The organism is Methyloversatilis sp. MC4-4, from assembly GCF_049843555.1.
Classification (GTDB): domain Bacteria; phylum Pseudomonadota; class Gammaproteobacteria; order Burkholderiales; family Rhodocyclaceae; genus Methyloversatilis; species Methyloversatilis discipulorum_B.
In genome coordinates this window covers 275046-292751 of sequence record NZ_JBBHZK010000005.1, presented here as the reverse complement: position 1 = coordinate 292751, position 17706 = coordinate 275046, and the positions used below count along the sequence as shown (strand labels likewise).

The following is a 17706-nucleotide window of genomic DNA, read 5'->3' as shown; positions in this document are numbered from 1 at the left end:
GCGCCATGGCCGCCACCGCTAAGAATGCACTGTCGGGTCTTGCCCGCGCACTGGCGCAGAGCGGGCGGCTGACCGAGACCGAAGCAGAGAGCCTGACGCGTGAGGGCGCGCAATCCGGCCACGGTTTCATCGCGCAACTGGTCGCCAGCGGCAAGATGAGTGCCCGCGACGCAGCCGCCTTCGCCTCGGAAACCTTCGGCTATCCGCTGCTGGACCTCGCGCAGTACGACCCGGACCAGTTCCCGGCGGACGCGATCGACAAGAAGCTGATGCGCACCCACCGCGTGCTGGCGCTGAAGAAGCGCGGCAACCGGCTGGCCGTAGCGATCGCCGATCCGTCGAACCTGCGCGCCATCGACGAAATACGCTTCCAGACCGGTCTGGCCGTGGACCCGGTCGTCGTCGAGACCGACAAGCTCGCCACCCTCGTCGACAAGCTGTCGGAAACCGTCGAGAAGACCCTGGAATCGATCGCGTCGGTTGACTTCGACTTCGACGGTGAAATGGCGCCGGAAGAGGACGCCGCCGCCAGCAACGACGCCCAGGTCGAGATCGACGACGCACCGGTCGTGCGCTTCATCCAGAAGATTCTGCTCGACGCGATCAACGAAGGCGCCTCCGACGTCCACTTCGAACCCTACGAGAAGTACTACCGCATCCGCTACCGTACCGACGGCGTACTGCGCGAGATCACCCAGCCGCCGCTGGTGCTGCGCGAAAAGATCGCGTCGCGCATCAAGGTCATTTCCCGGCTGGACATTTCGGAGAAGCGGGTGCCGCAGGATGGCCGGATGAAATTCGTGCTGTCCAAGACCAAGGCGATCGACTTCCGCGTCAGCACCCTGCCGACGCTGCACGGCGAGAAGATCGTCATGCGTATCCTCGACCCGAGTTCGGCCATGCTGGGCATCGACGCGCTCGGTTACGAGCCCGAGCAGCGCGCCTCGCTGATGCATGCGATCGAGCGCCCCTACGGCATGATTCTCGTGACCGGTCCGACCGGTTCCGGCAAGACGGTGTCGCTGTATACCTGTCTGAACATCCTGAACAAGCCCGGCGTGAACATCTCGACCGCCGAAGATCCGGCCGAAATCAACCTGCCGGGCATCAACCAGGTCAATGTCAACGACAAGGCCGGCCTCACCTTCGCCGCCGCACTGAAGTCCTTCCTGCGGCAGGATCCGGACGTGATCATGGTCGGTGAAATCCGCGACCTCGAAACGGCCGAAATTTCGATCAAGGCGGCGCAGACCGGTCACCTGGTGCTGTCGACGCTGCACACCAACGACGCACCGACCACGCTGGATCGCATGCGCAACATGGGCATCGCCGCCTTCAACATTGCGTCCAGCGTCATTTTGATCACTGCCCAGCGCCTGGCGCGCCGGCTATGCTCCTGCAAGCAGCCGATGGACATTCCGGTCGAAGCGCTGCTGGAGGCCGGATTCACCGAAGCGGACCTCGACGGCAGCTGGCAACCCTATGCACCGGTCGGCTGCGAGCGCTGCAAGGGCAGCGGCTACAAGGGTCGGGTCGGCATCTATCAGGTGATGCCGATCTCCGACGAGATTGCGCATATCATCATGACCAACGGCAATTCGATCGACATTGCCGCGCAGGCACGCCGCGAGGGCGTCAAGGACCTGCGCCAGTCCGGTCTGCTGAAGGTCAGGCAGGGCGTCACTTCGCTGGCCGAAGTGCTCGCCTGCACCAACGAATGAGCGACGCCGCGCGCGGCGTCGCCGCATGAGCGGACTTACCCCGCAAGGAGCTTGATTTGGCCACCGCAACCCGCCCCGTACGCAAGGACAGCGGTTCCAAGGAAACGGTCTTCAACTGGGAAGGCAAGGACAAGAGCGGCAAGCTGGTGCGCGGCGAAATGCGCGCCGGCGGCGAAGCCATGGTCCAGGCCACGCTGCGTCGCCAGGGCATCCTGGTCACCAAGGTCAAGAAGCGCAGCTTCGGCCGCGGCGGCAAGGTGACCGAAAAGGACATCACGCTGTTCACCCGGCAACTGGCGACGATGATGAAGGCCGGTGTGCCGCTGCTGCAGGCCTTCGACATCGTCGGCAAGGGCGCCGGCAACCGGGCGGTATCGAAGCTGCTGGGCGACATCCGACTCGAAGTCGAGTCCGGCTCCAGCCTGAACCAGGCTTTCCGCAAGTATCCGCAGCACTTCGACCAGCTGTTCTGCAACCTCGTTGCCGCAGGTGAGCAGGCCGGTATTCTCGACGGCCTGCTCGATCGCCTCGCCACGTATCGCGAAAAGATCCTGGCGATCAAGGGCAAGATCAAGTCTGCCCTCTTCTATCCTACGGCCGTGATCGTGGTCGCCATCGTGATCACCGCAGTGATCATGATTTTCGTCATTCCGGAGTTCAAGAAGGTATTCGAGAGCTTCGGTGCCGATCTGCCGGCCCCCACGTTGCTCGTAATCGCGATATCGGATGCATTTGTGGAGTATTTTTGGCTGATCGGCCTCATTTTCTTCGGCGCCGCGTCGGCATTCATATACACACTAAAGCGCTCAATACCGCTGCAAATTGCAGTCGATCGATTGTCGCTGAAGCTGCCCGTCGTTGGCGAAATCCTGCGCAAGGCAACAATTGCGCGTTGGGCCCGCACGCTGTCTACCATGTTTGCCGCGGGCGTACCGCTGGTCGAGGCGCTCGACTCGGTGGGCGGCGCAGCTGGAAACCACATCTACAAGACCGCGACGAAGCAGATACAGAACGAGGTCAGCACTGGCACAAGCCTCACCGTCGCGATGCAGAACACCAACGTGTTCCCGGTCATGGTCGTCCAGATGGCGTCGATAGGCGAAGAATCCGGTCAACTCGATTCGATGTTGTCCAAAGTGGCCGACTTCTTCGAGCAGGAAGTTGACGATTCCGTCGAAGCCATGTCCAGTCTGCTTGAGCCCATCATCATGGTGGTGCTCGGCACGCTGATTGGCGGCCTCATCATCGCCATGTACCTGCCGATCTTCAAGGTCGCCCAGTCGGTCTGACGCGGGAATCGTGAGCGGACTCGAATCGCTGGCCGGGAGCGGCCTGCTGCTGCCGCTGGTCGGCCTGCTTGGCCTGGCCGTCGGCAGCTTCCTCAACGTGGTGATCCACCGCCTGCCCATCATGATGGAGCGGGAGTGGGCGGCACAGTGCGCCGACCTGCGCAACGAGCCGGCGCCGGTGTTCGACGCGCTGTCGCTGCTGGCGCCGCGCTCGCGCTGTCCCAAGTGCGGCCATGGGATCGGCGCGCTGGAGAACATCCCGGTGCTGTCCTGGCTGCTGCTGCGCGGCCGGTGCCGAGGCTGCGGCACCGGCATCGGTGTCCGCTATCCGCTGGTCGAACTGCTGACCGGGCTGCTGAGCCTGGCCTGTGCCTGGACATTCGGACCGACACTGCTGCTGATCGGCGCACTGGCCCTCGTATGGGCACTGATCGCGCTCACCTTCATCGACCTCGATACCCAGTTGCTGCCGGACAGCATCACGCTGCCGCTGATCTGGACCGGACTGCTGCTCAACCTGCTCGGCGGCTTCACCGATCTGCAGTCGGCCGTCGTCGGTGCCATCGCCGGCTATCTGGTGCTGTGGAGCGTGTACTGGGCGTTCAAGCTGGCCACCGGCAAGGAGGGCATGGGCTACGGCGACTTCAAGCTGCTGTCCGCGCTCGGTGCCTTTCTCGGCTGGCAGATGCTGCCCGTAATCATCCTGCTGTCGTCGCTGGTCGGCGCCGTGGTCGGTATCGCACTGATCGTGCTGCGTTCGCACGGCCGCGACGTGCCGATTCCGTTCGGGCCCTATCTGGCCGCCGCTGGCGTGATCGCGCTGTTCTTCGGCGCCACGATCAACCGCACCTATCTGGGGCTGATGTAGGCATCTGCCGGGGCTTGAATCCCCAGAATGGGCGCCCCATTTCCGATGCGCAGCGTCCGTTTCGCGCACCCGCTCCCGCCACGCGCGGGGCCGGCGATTTCCTGGCGCGAAATGTGCATGTGCAACAATGCCTTAGTCTATAATTTCGCGTTTTCTGGAGCTCGACATGCCGATCTACGGTTACCGCTGCTCGTCCTGCGGTTTTGAAAAGGACGTGATGCAGAAGATCAGCGCCGCGCCGCTGACCGATTGCCCGTCCTGCGGCGCATCGACCTTCACCAAGCAACTGTCCGCAGCCGGCTTCCAGCTCAAGGGCAGCGGCTGGTACGCCACCGATTTCAAGGGCGGTGGCTCGGGCTCCAGCACCACGACGCCGAAGGCCGAAACGTCCGCATCGACGGCATCCTCCTCGTCAGGCGACAGTGCTGCCGCGCCCTCGACGCCCTGTGGCGGCTCCTGCGCCTGCCATTGATGAAGCGTTACTTCATCACCGGTCTGCTGATCTGGATTCCGCTGGCCATCACGATCTGGGTGCTGGCCTGGATACTGGGCACTCTGGACCAGACCATGCTGCTGGTGCCCTGGCAGTGGCGACCGGCCCAGCTGTTCGGCTTCGACGTACCGGGCCTGGGCGTCATCCTGACCGTGCTCATCATCGTGGTCAGCGGCGTCATCGGCCACAACATCATCGGCCAGCGCCTGCTGCGTTACTGGGAAGGGCTGCTGTCGCGCATCCCGGTCGTGAAGTCGATCTACAACGGCGTGAAGCAGGTGTCGGACACGCTGTTCTCCAGCTCCGGCGAAGCCTTCCGCAAGGCGCTGCTGGTCCAGTACCCGCGCGAGGGCAGCTGGACCATCGCCTTCCTGACCGGCCAGCCGGGCGGGGACGTGGTCAATCACCTGCCCGATCACGTCAGCGTCTACGTGCCGACCACGCCCAACCCGACCTCGGGCTTCTTCCTGATACTGCCGCGCAGCGACGTGATCGAACTCGACATGACGGTGGATGAAGCACTCAAGTACATCGTGTCGATGGGCGTCGTCCCGCCGGCCAGAAAACCGAAACCGCATGCGGCCGTCGTGCCCGCACTCGACAACTGAACCGGGGTTTTCCGACCCCGCATTTTCCCGGAATCACACCATGCGCACGCAATATTGCGGCCTGCTCGACGCGGGCTACCTCGACCAGACCGTCACCCTGTTCGGCTGGGCTCACCGTCGCCGCGACCACGGCGGCGTCATCTTCATCGACCTGCGCGACCGCGAAGGTCTGGTGCAGGTGGTGTGCGACCCGGATCGCGCGGAAACCTTTGCCGTGGCGGAGTCGGTGCGCAACGAGTTCTGCCTGCGAGTGACGGGCCGCGTGCGCCGCCGCCCGGAGGGTACGACCAATGCCAACCTGGTATCGGGCGAGATCGAAGTGCTGGCGCATGAAGTCGAGGTGCTGAACGCTTCGGTCACGCCGCCCTTCCCGCTGGATGACGACAACCTGTCGGAAACCGTGCGCCTGACCCACCGCGTGATCGATCTGCGCCGCCCGGCGATGCAGAAGAACATGATGCTGCGCTACAAGACGGCGATGGCCTTCCGCCGTTTCCTCGACGGCCAGGGCTTCATCGACATCGAAACGCCGATGCTCACCAAGAGCACGCCGGAAGGCGCGCGTGACTATCTGGTGCCCAGCCGCGTGCACGACGGCCAGTTCTTCGCGCTGCCGCAGTCGCCGCAGCTGTTCAAGCAGTTGCTGATGGTGGCCGGCTACGACCGCTACTACCAGATCACCAAATGCTTCCGTGACGAGGATCTGCGCGCCGATCGTCAGCCGGAATTCACCCAGGTCGATATCGAAACCAGCTTCCTGACCGAGCACGAAATCACCGCGATGATGGAAGACATGATCCGCTATGTCTTCAAGGAAGCGCTGGCGGTCGACCTGCCCGCGCCCTTCCCGCGCATGACCTACGCCGAGGCGATGAGCCGCTTCGGTTCGGACAAGCCGGACCTGCGCGTCACGCTGGAGCTGGTGGACGTCGCCGACGCGGTCAAGGATGTCGCCTTCAAGGTGTTCTCCGGCCCGGCCAATGACCCGGCCTGCCGCGTCACGGCACTGCGCGTGCCCGGCGGGGCCTCGCTGTCGCGCGGCGAGATCGACGGCTACACCGAATTCGTCAAGATCTACGGCGCCAAGGGCCTGGCCTACATCAAGGTCAATGACGTCACCAAGCTGAACGAGGAAGGCCTGCAGTCGCCCATCGTCAAGAACCTGAGCCCCGAGTCGCTGGCCGCGATCATGGCCCGTACCGGCGCGCAGAGCGGCGACGTGATCTTCTTCGGTTCCGACAAGGCCAAGGTCGTGTCCGACGCGCTGGGCGCGTTGCGCCTGAAGATCGGCCACGAGAAGGGCTATGTGACCGGCGACGCCTGGCGCCCGCTGTGGGTGGTCGACTTCCCGATGTTCGAGTACGACGAGGACGAAAAGCGCTGGAACGCCTGCCACCACCCCTTCACCAGTCCGAAGGACGAGCACATCGCGCTGCTGAAGACCGATCCGGGCAAGTGCCTGGCCAAGGCCTACGACCTGGCGCTGAACGGCTGGGAAATCGGCGGCGGTTCGGTGCGTATCCACCAGGCCTCGGTACAGGAAACCGTGTTCGAAGCGCTCAACATCGGTCCGGAAGAACAGCAGCTCAAGTTCGGCTTCCTGCTCGACGCGCTGAAGTACGGCGCGCCGCCGCACGGCGGCCTCGCTTTCGGTCTGGACCGCATCGTCACGATGATGACCGGCGCCGAGTCGATCCGCGACGTGATCGCCTTCCCCAAGACCCAGCGCGCCCAGTGTCTGCTGACCCAGGCACCGAGCCCGGTGGACGAACGCCAGCTGCGCGAACTGCACATCAAGCTGCGCAACACGCCGAAGGCCGACGCTGGCGCCTGAGCACGTGATGACCCGCCTGCCCCGCCGGCTCCCGGCGTCACTGCTGGCGCCGATTCTGGCGCTGTGGCTGTTGCTGACCGGCTTCGCCTCGCCCGAGGTGGAGCTGGCGCAACTACCGCCGGAAGCGGCGCAGACGCTGGCGCTGATCCGCCAGGGTGGGCCTTTCCCGTACAACCGTGACGGCGTCGTGTTCCACAATCGCGAACGCCGTCTGCCGATGCAGAAACGCGGCTATTACCGCGAATACACGGTGCCCACGCCCGGCCTGAACCACCGCGGCGCCCGTCGCATCGTCGCTGGCAGCGGCGTCGACGGCGACGTGCGCAATTCGGGCGAATACTGGTACACGGCGGATCACTACCGCAGCTTCCGCCGCATCAAGGAATGAACGATGTCCGCACTGCCCCCTGATTCAATGCAGGCCCGCCTCGGCGACGCCGCCCGCAGCGGCGTGTTTTCCGCGCAGCCGACAGCCGCCGCGCGCGCCGCACGCTTCGCCGAACCGGCCGGTCTGCTGCTGATCGGCCTCGACCTGAAGGACAGCCGCGACCAGGCGTCGCTGCTGCAGCTGTTCGCCGAAACGATGGGCTTTCCCGACACCTTCGGCCACAACCTCGACGCGCTCGGCGACTGCCTCGGCGACCTGTCGTGGTTGCCGGAAAGCCGCGGCTACCTGCTGCACCTGAGCAACTGCGCCAAGCCGGTCGAGCGCTGCAAGGACGATTTCGACGCGCTGGTCGCCGTGCTGAACGACGCGGCCGAAGAGTGGCGCGGCCGCGGCACGCCCTTCTGGGTGCTGATCGACCAGCCACACACCCGCGCCCGCCCCTTCATGGCCAGCGCATGAAGCGGCCACAGTCGGTCCTGGTGCTGATCCACAGCGACGGCGGCGACATCCTGCTGATCGAGCGGGCAAAGCACCCGGGCTACTGGCAGTCGGTCACAGGCAGCATCGAGTCCGGCGAAACGCCGGAACGGGCGGCGCAACGTGAAGTCGAGGAAGAGACCGGCATCGTCGCACCAGCCGAGGCTTTCGACCGCTGGCATCACAGCAGCCGCTTCGAAATCTATCCGATCTGGCGCCATCGCTATCCGCCCGGCGTCACCCACAACACCGAGCACGCATTCAGCCTCTGCGTACCGCGCGACACGCCGATCCGGCTGGCGCCGGACGAGCACCGCGACTGGCGCTGGCTGCCCTGGCGCGAGGCGCTCGATGCGGTGTTTTCGTGGACGAACCGCGATGCGATCCGGATGTTGACCCAGCGCAAGCGCCTGAACCGGTAGTCTTGAAATCGGTTTTTTCCATCCCTAGTTTGGGTGTACGCGGATACCCGCACCCGACATGGAAAGGACGAAACGATGAATCAAGTCACCCGCTGGGATCCTTTTGAAAATCTGTTCAAGGACTTTCGCGGCCTCGTGCTGCAACCGGTCGACCTCGCCAACAACCCCGACGTACCGGCGCTCAAGGTCGATGTGAAGGAAGACAAGGACGCCTACACCGTGCACGCCGACCTGCCGGGTGTGGCGAAGGACGACATCCACGTGAACATCGAAGGGTCGGTGGTGTCGATCAGTGCCGAAAAGAAACGCACGGTGGAGAACAAGGAAGGCGAGCGCGTGCTGCGTTCCGAGCGCCACTACGGCAAGGTGTCGCGCAGCTTCCAGCTCGGCCAGGACATCGACGAAGCCCGGGCGCAGGCCCGTTTCGCCGACGGCGTGCTGGAACTGACACTGCCGAAGAAGGTAGTCGCCGCCTCGAAGAAGCTCACCATCCAGTAAGCCGTTCGCACCCCGGAAAAAGCGGACACCGGCTGGGTGTCCGCTTTTTGTTTGTGCGGTGCAAGGCTAGAATCCGGCCTCATCCTTACACCTCGCCCGAGCCCGGAAAATGCCCCTGACCTCTGACCTCACCTCCGGTATCACGCCGCACGCCAAGGCCGCGGTGCTGTCCGAGGCGCTGCCCTACATCCGCCGCTTCCAGGACCGCACCATCGTCGTGAAATACGGCGGCAACGCGATGACCGACCCCGCGCTGAAACTGGGCTTCGCGCGCGACGTGACGCTGCTCAAGCTGGTCGGCATGAACCCGGTGGTGGTGCATGGCGGTGGCCCGCAGATCGACGACCTGCTCAAGCGTGTCGGCAAGCAGGGCACCTTCATCCAGGGCATGCGCGTCACCGACGAAGAAACGATGGACATCGTCGAGATGGTGCTCGGCGGTCATGTGAACAAGGACATCGTGAACCTGATCAACCAGGCCGGCGGCAAGGCCGTGGGCCTGACCGGTCAGGACGGCTCCTTCATCCGCGCCACCAAGCTGATGATGCCGAACAAGGACAAGCCGGACGAGATGCTCGACATCGGCCTGGTCGGCGACATCGTGTCGATCGACCCGACCATCATCAACTTCCTCGACAGCGGCGACTTCATCCCGGTGATCGCGCCGATCGGCGTCGGCCCCGACGGCGAGAGCTACAACATCAACGCCGACGTGGTCGCCGGCAAGCTGGCGGAAATCCTGAAGGCGGAAAAGCTCGTGCTGCTCACCAACACACCGGGCGTACTCGACAAGGAAGGCAATCTGCTGACCGGTATCACGCCGCGCGACGTCGACGCGATGATCGCCGACGGCACGCTGTCCGGCGGCATGCTGCCGAAGATCGGCTCGGCGCTCGACGCCGCGCGCAGCGGCGTCAAGAGCGTGCACATCATCGACGGTCGCGTGCCGAACGCGCTGCTGCTCGAAGTGCTGACCGACGACGGCGTCGGCACGCTGATCAAGAGCAAATGACGTCCCCCAGGGCCGGGCGTCGCCCGGCCCGTCCCCCGGAAGGCGCAAGACATCAGCCCTGACCCGATTCATGCGCGTCGCCTGGACGCAGGCAGGCAGCCGGTCTGGATCTTCGATCTGGACAACACGCTGCACGACGCCAATCCGCACGTCTTTCCGCACCTGAACCGGGCGATGACCGCCTGGTTGATGGACGAACTGGGGCTGACGCACGCCGAGGCAGACCACCTTCGTGTGCACTACTGGCACCGCTACGGCGCGACGCTGCTCGGCCTGATGCGACACCACGGCACCCGCCCCGCACACTTCCTGCGCGGCACGCACGACGTCGAGGCGCTGCGCCCGGGCATCGTGTTCGACCGCGCGCTGCTGCACGTGCTGCGCCGCCTGCCCGGCCGCAAGATCGTGTTCACCAACGGCCCGCTGCACTACGCAGAAGCCGTGCTCGACGTGATGGGCATGAGCACGCTGTTCGACGGCATCCACGCAATCGAGCACTCGCGCTATGCGCCGAAGCCGCGGCTGGCAGGTTTCCTGCACCTGCTGCGCGACTACCGGCTCACGGCTTCACGCTGCATCATGGTCGAGGACACGGCAACCAATCTGCGCACCGCCAAGCAGCTGGGCATGCGCACCGTGTGGATCAGCCGCGATGCCGCCCATCACTCCTATGTAGACGTGCGACTTACGTCGGCGCTGCAGTTGCATCGCATGCGTTGGGTCATGAATCGCTGACGAATGAAACGGCCCATGCAATATCGGCCGGATTCCCTGCGAACAGCCCATCTACACCACGGCTGCGCTTCGGCCCCTGCTGAGCCACGCCCACCCGCATACCGTAAGCAGCCCGCACAGAACAAGCGTCGCCGGCTGCGGCTCCGGTACAGCCGCCGCATATGCGAACTCTAGGCTTGAGAGACGATAGCTGTCCTCGGTTGAGAGAACGGAGAACGACGAAAGAGGAGCAGAGGCAAATAGACCTGTAATCACCACACTCGGGAAGGGTTCCACATTCGACGCGGTACCGATCACCGCTCCGTCAGAATTGAAGGCATGTACAACAGCTGAGTGGAACCGAATGCCCCCGAGATTGCCGATTGCAGAAGCATTCAATCTGACGAACGCGACCGGTGCGGCAAACGAGAATGTCAGCGACTCTCCGGGGTCCAGTGTGTAGTCTTCACCGCCGACTACGCCGATTCCATTCAGATCGAGAAACTGGACGGCACTGGAACCCGTGATCTCCACCCCATCCTTCTTCCAGTTCGAAGTCTGGAACGTTCCCTTATCGTCGAAATCGACGACAATATTCGCGCCCAAAGTTGTGGCAGGCAGCACCAGGAGTGCTCCGGCGATGGCGGCCAGACGGCTTAAGCGCGATCTGTTCAATCCGATGAACCGGAGCATGAGGTGTCCTCCCGTGAACTTCGTCGAGCGAAGAGCAGTACTCGCGAAGCATAGACATCAGCGCGACAGAAATCACCCCATCATTCGCGGGCGGTCCCTGGTCTCGGGTGCGCTACCCCCATGCTGGCCAGGACCTTCAAACCTGACGTACGGAAACTGTTCGACTGCCGACCGTGGCGTGTCCAAGGCGTGCTCAGTTACCTAGGAAAATCCATCACTCCTGCAGCCAGCGCGCCGCGTCCAGCGCGTAATAGGTGAGGATGCCGTCGGCACCGGCGCGCTTGAAGGCGAGCAGCGCTTCCATCGCGGTGGCGCGCTCGTCCAGCCAGCCGTTGGCGACCGCCGCCTTCAGCATCGCGTACTCGCCACTCACCTGGTAGGCATAGGTCGGCACTCCCAGTTCGGCCTTCACCCGGCGCACGATGTCGAGGTAGGGCATGCCCGGCTTCACCATCACCATGTCGGCCCCCTCGGCGATGTCCAGCGCGACTTCGCGGATGGCCTCGTCGCTGTTCGCCGGATCCATCTGGTAGGTGTACTTGTTGCCTTTGCCCAGGTTGCCGGCCGAGCCCACCGCGTCACGGAAGGGGCCGTAGAAGGCCGAGGCGTACTTCGCCGAGTAGGCGAGGATGCGGGTGTGGATCAGCGCGTGCGCGTCCAGTTCGAAGCGGATGCGACCGACCCGGCCATCCATCATGTCGGACGGCGCCACCACGTCGGCGCCGGCCTGGGCGTGGCACAGCGCCTGTTTTGCCAGCGCTTCCAGCGTTTCGTCGTTCATGACGTAACCGGAGGCGTCGATCAGGCCGTCCTGACCGTGTGAGGTGTAGGGGTCGAGGGCGACGTCGGTGATCACGCCCAGTTCGGGGAAGCGCTGCTTCAGCGCACGCACGGTGCGCGGCACCAGACCGTCCGGATTCCATGCTTCGGCTGCGTCGTCGGTCTTCAGACCGGCGTCAATGACCGGAAACAGCGCCAGCGCCGGCACACCCAGCGCCACCGCCTGTTCGGCCACGCCGAGCAGCAGATCGATACTGACCCGATTCACGCCCGGCATCGACGCCACCGCTTCGCTGCGGCTAGGGCCGTCGAGCACGAACACCGGATAGATGAGGTCGTCGGCGCTGAGGCGGTTCTCGCGCATCAGGCGGCGCGAAAAGTCGTCGCGGCGCATGCGGCGCATGCGGGTCGAGGGGAAGTGGCTGGCGGAAGAGGACATCGTCTGGACCTGCGAAAACGGAAGCCGCGATGATAGTACGCGGCGCCCTCCCGCTCGATCCGCCGCCGCTTCAATTAGCACACGAAGCGAACGGAACTTTGAAAAAGGGGCCCCGGTCAGAGCGTGCGACGGTGCGAGCCGTCACCCGCTTCACCTCCCTGAGCGGGTGCCTTGCGTGCGAGGCGTTTCGAGCCCACGGCTTCATCCCCTTTAGCCGTGGGCTTTTTCTTTTTTCAGGCCGCGGACGTGTCCGGCGGTGGCAGGGCCGCGCTCAGCCAGGGCGCGACCACCTGCTCGACCTCGTCTACGCCGGTCTTCTTCAGGCTGGAGAACAGTTGCACCGTTACCTGCTCACCCATGCCCGACAGCTGGCGACGCACGTCGGCCAGCGTCGCCGCCTGTGCGCTGCGCGTGAGCTTGTCGGCCTTGGTAAGCAGCACGTGCATCGGCTTTCCGCTCTGCGAGAACCACTGGATCATGTTCCAGTCGAGTTCGGTCAGCGGGTGACGCGAATCCATGATGAGCACCAGCCCGACCAGGCTCTCGCGCTCCTTCAGGTAACGCTCGATCAGACCCGCCCAGGCGCGACGCACCTCGACCGGCACCTGGGCGAAGCCGTAGCCCGGCAGATCGACCAGGAAGCCGCCCTTGACCAGCTTGAAGTAATTGATCAGCTGGGTGCGGCCCGGCGTCTTGCTGACGAAGGCCAGCCGCGTGTGACCGACCAGCGTGTTGATCGCACTGGACTTGCCGGCGTTCGAACGCCCGGCGAAAGCGATCTCCGGGCCGATGGGCGCTGGCAGGCCGGACGGCTTGGCAACGGAGATATGGAAGGAGGCGCCGCGGAAGAGAGAGGACAAATCAGAATCGCGCAATGCGCGCCCGGGAAAACACGGTAAAATGAGGAGTTTAGCGTATCACCGAAATTTTCCCGGACCTTTGCCCGGCATCACCGCTCAAGGAAAGTCATGCGCCACCTCACCGCTCTTGGTTTCGCCCTGTCCCTGACCCTCGTTTCGGCCAGCGCGCTGGCCTCCGAAGAAAAAGCAGCCCCGAAGGCCGACGCAGCCGCGGGCAAGACCATCGCCACCCAGGTGTGTGCGGCCTGTCATGGCGCCGATGGCAACAGCGCCATCCCGGCCAATCCTAAGCTCGCCGGCCAGCACCCCGAATACCTGTACAAGCAGCTGATGAATTTCAAGGCGAAGGACGGCAAGCCGGCCGAGCGCGTCAATGGCGTGATGGCCGGCATGGTGGCCGGGCTGTCCGAACAGGACATGCGCAACCTCGCCGCCTACTACGCCGGCCAGAAGCCGAGCGGTGGCGAAGCCAAGGGCTCGCGTGAAAGCATCGAACTGGGTCAGAAGCTGTGGCGCGGTGGCGACCAGAGCAAGGGGCTGCCCGCCTGTGCCGGCTGTCACGGCCCGGCCGGCGCCGGCCTGCCGGCGCAGTACCCGCGCATCGCCGGCCAGCACGCCGACTACACCGAAGCGCAGCTGAAGACCTTCCGCGTCGGCGAACGCGCCAACGACCCGGCCAAGATGATGCGCATGATCGCGGTGAAGATGACCGACGCCGAAATCAAGGCGGTGGCCGACTACGCAGCCGGCCTGCGCTGATTCGCCAGCGTTTCGATCTCGCTCTCCGAAAAGCCCGCCTCCAGGCGGGCTTTTTCGTTGACCGGCGGCTGCAGCCGCGGCGCATCGAACTCGTTGAACAGGTGCAGGAAGGTCGCCTCCGGCGCCAGCCCGCGCTGCGCACACAGGTGACGGAACCAGCGGTCACCGACCGCCACGTGGGTGATTTCGTCGCTCAGCACGATGTCCAGGATGTCCAGCGCCGCCTGATCGCCGATCGCGCGCAGCTTGGCCATGATGGGTGGCGTGGCGTCCAGCCCGCGCGCTTCGAGCATACGCGGCACCAGCGCCATGCGGACCAGCGCATCGTGCGCGGTGCGGCGCGCCATGTCCCACAGACCGGCGTGCGCCGGAAAGTCGCCATAGTCGTAGCCCAGCGTGCGCAAGTGGGTACGCAGCAGACCGAAGTGGCGCGCCTCGTCGGCGGCGACACGCAGCCAGTCGCCCAGATAGTCGTCCGGCATTTCACGGAAGCGCCAGGCAGCGTCGAGCGCCAGATTGATGGCGGTGAATTCGATGTGGCAGATGGCATGGATCATCGCGCCGTGGCCTTCGCGACTGCCGATGCGGCGCGAACGCAGTGCCGACGGTTCGACCAGTTCGGGCCGGGTCGGCCGGCCCGCGTCGTCGATGGCGTGCGGCGGCGCTGCCGTCCGGTCGAACACGGCGCCGGTCTGCCATTCGCGCCACAGGCTCGCCACCTGCGCACATTTGTCGTCGGGGTCGGCGCACATCAGCGCATCGTGCAGTGTGTCGAAAATCTTTCTGCTCATTTGCGGTCTTCGGTAAGGACTGGCGACCTGACACGGTCTGCACAGACATGAAGCCAGGAGTGTACCCATGCTGATCAAACGCCAGACGGACATCGTGCCGTCGGAAATCACCCCGCGCGCGCTGTTCGACAGCCGCCGCGATTTCATCCGCGCCGCCGGTCTCGGCGTCGGCGCCGCGCTGCTCGGCGCCGGCCTGTCGGGCGAGGCGCGCGCCGCCGGCTACGGCGGCCAGTCTCTCGGCCCATTGCTGAAAAGCCCGCTGTCGACCGACGAAAAGCTGAACGACTACAAGGACATCACCAGCTACTGCAATTTCTACGAATTCGGCACCGACAAGAGCGACCCGTCGCGCCACGCGCACCGGATGTCGACCCGGCCGTGGACGGTGAGCATCGAAGGCATGGTGCAGAAGCCGAAGACGCTGGCGATCGAGGACGTGCTGAAGCTGGCGCCGCTGGAAGAGCGCATCTACCGGCTGCGCTGCGTCGAGGCGTGGTCCATGGTGGTGCCCTGGGTCGGCCTGCCGCTGTCGGCGCTGCTGAAACAGGTCGAGCCGCTCGGCGGCGCGAAATACGTCGAGTTCACCACGCTGGCCGATCCGAAAACCATGCCCGGCGTGCGCAGCGCCGTGCTCGACTGGCCTTATGTCGAGGGCCTGCGCATCGACGAAGCCATGCATCCGCTGACGCTGCTGGCGGTCGGCCTGTACGGCGAAGTGCTGCCGAACCAGAACGGCGCACCGATGCGCCTGGTGGTGCCGTGGAAGTACGGCTTCAAGAGCGCGAAATCGATCGTGAAGATCCGCTTCACCGACAAGGAACCGGTCAGCTCCTGGACCCGCGCCGCCGCGCGCGAGTACGGCTTCTATTCGAACGTGAATCCGGAGGTCGATCACCCGCGCTGGAGCCAGGCGCGCGAGCGGCGCATCGGCGAATTCACCAAGCGCAAGACGCTGATGTTCAACGGCTACGGCGATCAGGTGGCGTCGCTGTACGCCGGCATGGATCTGAAGAAGCACTTCTGACGATGCGCGAGCGCGCCTTCACCCCCGACCGTGTGCAGTTCGCGTGGATCTGGCGCATGCTCTGGGCAGCCTGCCTGCTGCCGCTGGTCTGGCTGACTGTCGGCGGCCTGCGTGACACGCTGGGCGCCAATCCGATCGAAACCATCACCCGCGCCACCGGCGACTGGACCTTGCGCCTGCTGCTGCTAACGCTGGCGGTGACGCCGCTGCGCCAGCTCACCGGCTGGCACTGGCTGGTGCGGCTGCGCCGCACGCTGGGGCTGTACGCCTTCTTCTACGCCTGCCTGCACCTCGCCACCTATGTCTGGCTGGACCAGTTCTTCGACTGGCCGGGCATCGTCGCGGACATCGTCAAACGTCCCTTCGTCACGCTGGGCTTCGCCGCCTTCGTGCTCATGCTGCCACTGGCGGTCACATCGACCAACGGCATGATCCGTCGTCTCGGCGGCCGCAGCTGGCAGCGCCTGCACCGCGCCGTCTACGCGGTCGGCGTGCTCGGTGTCGCGCACTACTGGTGGCTGGTGAAGAAGGACCTGACCGAACCCATCGCGTACGCCTTCGTGCTGGCCACGCTGTTCGCGCTGCGCCTGTGGCACGGCCGCCGCATGCGGCGCACGCTGGAAGCGCAGGCCGCCTGAGGCGGATGCACGCCGGCCGCCCGTCGTGCGCCGGTATCATGGCGCCCGATCCTTACACGGAATCGTCCGCGTGAACATCTTCTCTCCGCTGTACACACGCGCCATGCAGTGGGCGCGCCACCGTCGCGCGCCCTGGTTCCTCGGCGCGATGAGCTTCGCCGAGTCGTCCTTCTTTCCGATCCCGCCCGACGTGATGCTGGCGCCGATGAGCATGGCGGCGCCGCGGCGCGCGATGTTCTACGCGCTGATCACCACGCTCACCTCGGTGGCCGGCGGCCTGTTCGGCTACCTGATCGGCGCCTTCGCCTTCGATCTGATCGAACCCTGGCTGCGCGACAGCCGCTACTGGGCCAGCTACGAAACCGCGCAGCAGTGGTTCGGCGACTGGGGCTTCTGGGCCATTTTCGTCGCCGGCTTCTCGCCGATTCCGTACAAGGTATTCACCATCGCCGCGGGCGCCATCTCGATGGCGCTGCTGCCTTTCACGCTGGCCTCCATCATCGGCCGTGGTGCGCGCTTCTTCCTGGTGGCCGGGTTGATGGCCTGGGGCGGGGAAAAGATGGAGGCGACGCTGCACCGCTACATCGATCGCCTGGGCTGGGCGACCGTGTTGCTGGTGGTGATCGGTGCAGCGGCCTGGAAGATGACGCGCGGCGCCTGAGCGCTCAGATGCGACGGCGGGCGCTGGCGACGATGACGCCGAGGCCGCCGAGCAGCAGCGCCCAGCCCGACGGCTCGGGCACCGGCGTGATGCTCAGGTTGTCGATCGCCAGCGCGCTGGTCGCCGTGTAGTCGCCAACATCGACGATGCCGAAACCGAGGCGGACCGCGCCGGACTGCGTGAACACGTACTCGAAGGTCGACCGATTGCTCTCGCGACGGAAGGGCGTAGTCGGCGGAAAAGGCGCGTCCGACTCGTCGGCGATACGGATGACCTGATCGCCGACCAGCAGGAAGGCGTAGTCCGGCAGCGGATCGACATAGGGCTCGGAGGTGGCGAACAGCCAGTCGAAGCGCAACGTATCGCCAGCGCTCACAGTCAGTTCGCGCCACATCGCCGAACCTTCGTAGGCGAAGCCGTCGGCCGTATCGAGCGCGCCGGGCGTCAGACCGATGCGGCTCTCCAGCCCGTCGGCGACGCCGACCTCGACCGCGGTGACGCCGGAGAAATTGAACACGCCGGCCGGCAGCGGAGCATCGTCTACCTCGGTCAGCGAGGCGGTGGTCAGGGCGATGTAGCCACCCGGGTTGGACACGTCGCCAGCGGCGAACCAGCCGTTCAGGCCGCTTTCAAAATTGTCCGCGAAGGCGGCTGCGCTGGCGGCGCCGCTCGCCAGCACGAGGCCGGCCGTCATCAAGCTGCGCACGAGGGCGTGGGTTTTCATGGTGTATCTCCTG

21 protein-coding genes are annotated in these 17706 nt (G+C 65.1%); 16 read left to right on the top strand and 5 right to left on the bottom strand.

From position 1 onward, the window contains the following. Positions 1-5 precede the first annotated feature (5 nt). The 12 genes from pilB to WDZ97_RS19340 all read left to right on the top strand — a co-directional run bounded on the left by pilB (position 6) and on the right by WDZ97_RS19340 (position 10345). Positions 6-1721 carry a type IV-A pilus assembly ATPase PilB gene (pilB, locus tag WDZ97_RS19395; protein WP_425763842.1) on the top strand — a complete coding sequence of 572 codons (1716 nt, stop codon included), beginning with the start codon at positions 6-8 and terminating at the stop codon, positions 1719-1721. Positions 1722-1777: 56 nt separating this feature from the next. Next, positions 1778-3010: a type II secretion system F family protein gene (locus tag WDZ97_RS19390; protein ID WP_425763841.1), complete on the top strand. Its 1233-nt coding sequence runs from the start codon at positions 1778-1780 to the stop codon at positions 3008-3010. 10 nt (positions 3011-3020) lie between these two features. Continuing rightward, positions 3021-3878: a prepilin peptidase gene (locus WDZ97_RS19385; RefSeq protein ID WP_425763840.1), complete on the top strand. Its 858-nt coding sequence runs from the start codon at positions 3021-3023 to the stop codon at positions 3876-3878. Positions 3879-4044: 166 nt separating this feature from the next. Beyond that, the gene (locus WDZ97_RS19380; RefSeq protein WP_425763839.1) at positions 4045-4350 is read left to right on the top strand and encodes an FmdB family zinc ribbon protein; all 306 of its coding nucleotides are present in this window, start codon (positions 4045-4047) and stop codon (positions 4348-4350) included. Further along, the gene (locus WDZ97_RS19375) at positions 4350-4979 is read left to right on the top strand and encodes a DUF502 domain-containing protein (protein WP_425763838.1); all 630 of its coding nucleotides are present in this window, start codon (positions 4350-4352) and stop codon (positions 4977-4979) included. The genes WDZ97_RS19380 and WDZ97_RS19375 overlap by 1 nt, the downstream gene beginning before the upstream one ends. A gap of 40 nt (positions 4980-5019) precedes the next feature. After that, positions 5020-6813, top strand: a complete 1794-nt coding sequence (aspS, locus tag WDZ97_RS19370; protein WP_425763837.1) for an aspartate--tRNA ligase — start codon at positions 5020-5022, stop codon at positions 6811-6813. A 7-nt stretch (positions 6814-6820) separates the two neighbouring features. Then, positions 6821-7201, top strand: a complete 381-nt coding sequence (locus tag WDZ97_RS19365) for a ribonuclease domain-containing protein (protein ID WP_425763836.1) — start codon at positions 6821-6823, stop codon at positions 7199-7201. Positions 7202-7204: 3 nt separating this feature from the next. After that, a complete protein-coding gene (locus WDZ97_RS19360; protein WP_425763835.1) occupies positions 7205-7660 on the top strand; it encodes a barstar family protein in 456 nt (151 codons plus the stop codon). Then, positions 7657-8100, top strand: coding sequence for a dihydroneopterin triphosphate diphosphatase (gene nudB / locus WDZ97_RS19355; protein WP_425763834.1), 444 nt, complete (start codon positions 7657-7659; stop codon positions 8098-8100). Before WDZ97_RS19360 ends, nudB begins: the two co-directional genes overlap by 4 nt. 75 nt (positions 8101-8175) lie before the next feature. Beyond that, complete coding sequence (locus WDZ97_RS19350) at positions 8176-8598, top strand: Hsp20/alpha crystallin family protein (protein WP_020166143.1); 423 nt, start codon at positions 8176-8178, stop codon at positions 8596-8598. 109 nt (positions 8599-8707) lie between these two features. Next, positions 8708-9610, top strand: a complete 903-nt coding sequence (gene argB, locus WDZ97_RS19345; protein ID WP_019916408.1) for an acetylglutamate kinase — start codon at positions 8708-8710, stop codon at positions 9608-9610. A 129-nt stretch (positions 9611-9739) separates the two neighbouring features. Further along, positions 9740-10345, top strand: coding sequence for an HAD-IA family hydrolase (locus tag WDZ97_RS19340; protein ID WP_425763855.1), 606 nt, complete (start codon positions 9740-9742; stop codon positions 10343-10345). A 51-nt stretch (positions 10346-10396) separates the two neighbouring features. Here WDZ97_RS19340 and WDZ97_RS19335 read toward each other — a convergent pair whose 3' ends face one another. From WDZ97_RS19335 to yihA, 3 genes are all read right to left on the bottom strand, one after another. Then, positions 10397-11017 (bottom strand): hypothetical protein, encoded by a 621-nt coding sequence (locus tag WDZ97_RS19335; protein WP_425763833.1) that lies wholly within the window; start codon positions 11015-11017, stop codon positions 10397-10399. A gap of 214 nt (positions 11018-11231) precedes the next feature. Then, positions 11232-12236 (bottom strand): porphobilinogen synthase, encoded by a 1005-nt coding sequence (gene hemB, locus WDZ97_RS19330; protein WP_425763832.1) that lies wholly within the window; start codon positions 12234-12236, stop codon positions 11232-11234. Between the two features lie 233 nt (positions 12237-12469). Beyond that, positions 12470-13096, bottom strand: coding sequence for a ribosome biogenesis GTP-binding protein YihA/YsxC (yihA, locus tag WDZ97_RS19325; protein WP_304004396.1), 627 nt, complete (start codon positions 13094-13096; stop codon positions 12470-12472). A gap of 108 nt (positions 13097-13204) precedes the next feature. Here yihA and WDZ97_RS19320 point away from each other — a divergent pair, with 108 nt between their 5' ends. After that, entirely contained in the window at positions 13205-13855 is a 651-nt protein-coding gene (locus WDZ97_RS19320) for a c-type cytochrome (RefSeq protein WP_296813724.1), read from the top strand. Here WDZ97_RS19320 and WDZ97_RS19315 read toward each other — a convergent pair. Further along, positions 13834-14646 (bottom strand): ferritin-like domain-containing protein, encoded by an 813-nt coding sequence (locus WDZ97_RS19315; RefSeq protein ID WP_425763831.1) that lies wholly within the window; start codon positions 14644-14646, stop codon positions 13834-13836. The two genes, WDZ97_RS19320 and WDZ97_RS19315, sit on opposite strands and share 22 nt — an antisense overlap. 67 nt (positions 14647-14713) lie before the next feature. On the opposite strand from WDZ97_RS19315, the gene msrP reads away from it, so the two are divergent. The 3 genes from msrP (at position 14714) to WDZ97_RS19300 (ending at position 16969) form a co-directional block, all read left to right on the top strand. Continuing rightward, the gene (gene msrP, locus WDZ97_RS19310; RefSeq protein WP_425763830.1) at positions 14714-15670 is read left to right on the top strand and encodes a protein-methionine-sulfoxide reductase catalytic subunit MsrP; all 957 of its coding nucleotides are present in this window, start codon (positions 14714-14716) and stop codon (positions 15668-15670) included. 2 nt (positions 15671-15672) lie between these two features. Beyond that, positions 15673-16308 (top strand): sulfite oxidase heme-binding subunit YedZ, encoded by a 636-nt coding sequence (locus WDZ97_RS19305; protein ID WP_425763829.1) that lies wholly within the window; start codon positions 15673-15675, stop codon positions 16306-16308. A 70-nt stretch (positions 16309-16378) separates the two neighbouring features. Next, entirely contained in the window at positions 16379-16969 is a 591-nt protein-coding gene (locus WDZ97_RS19300) for a YqaA family protein (RefSeq protein ID WP_304004403.1), read from the top strand. Between the two features lie 4 nt (positions 16970-16973). Here the strand turns inward: WDZ97_RS19300 and WDZ97_RS19295 are convergent, their stop codons facing one another. Then, positions 16974-17693, bottom strand: a complete 720-nt coding sequence (locus tag WDZ97_RS19295) for a PEP-CTERM sorting domain-containing protein (RefSeq protein ID WP_425763828.1) — start codon at positions 17691-17693, stop codon at positions 16974-16976. Positions 17694-17706 lie beyond the last annotated feature (13 nt).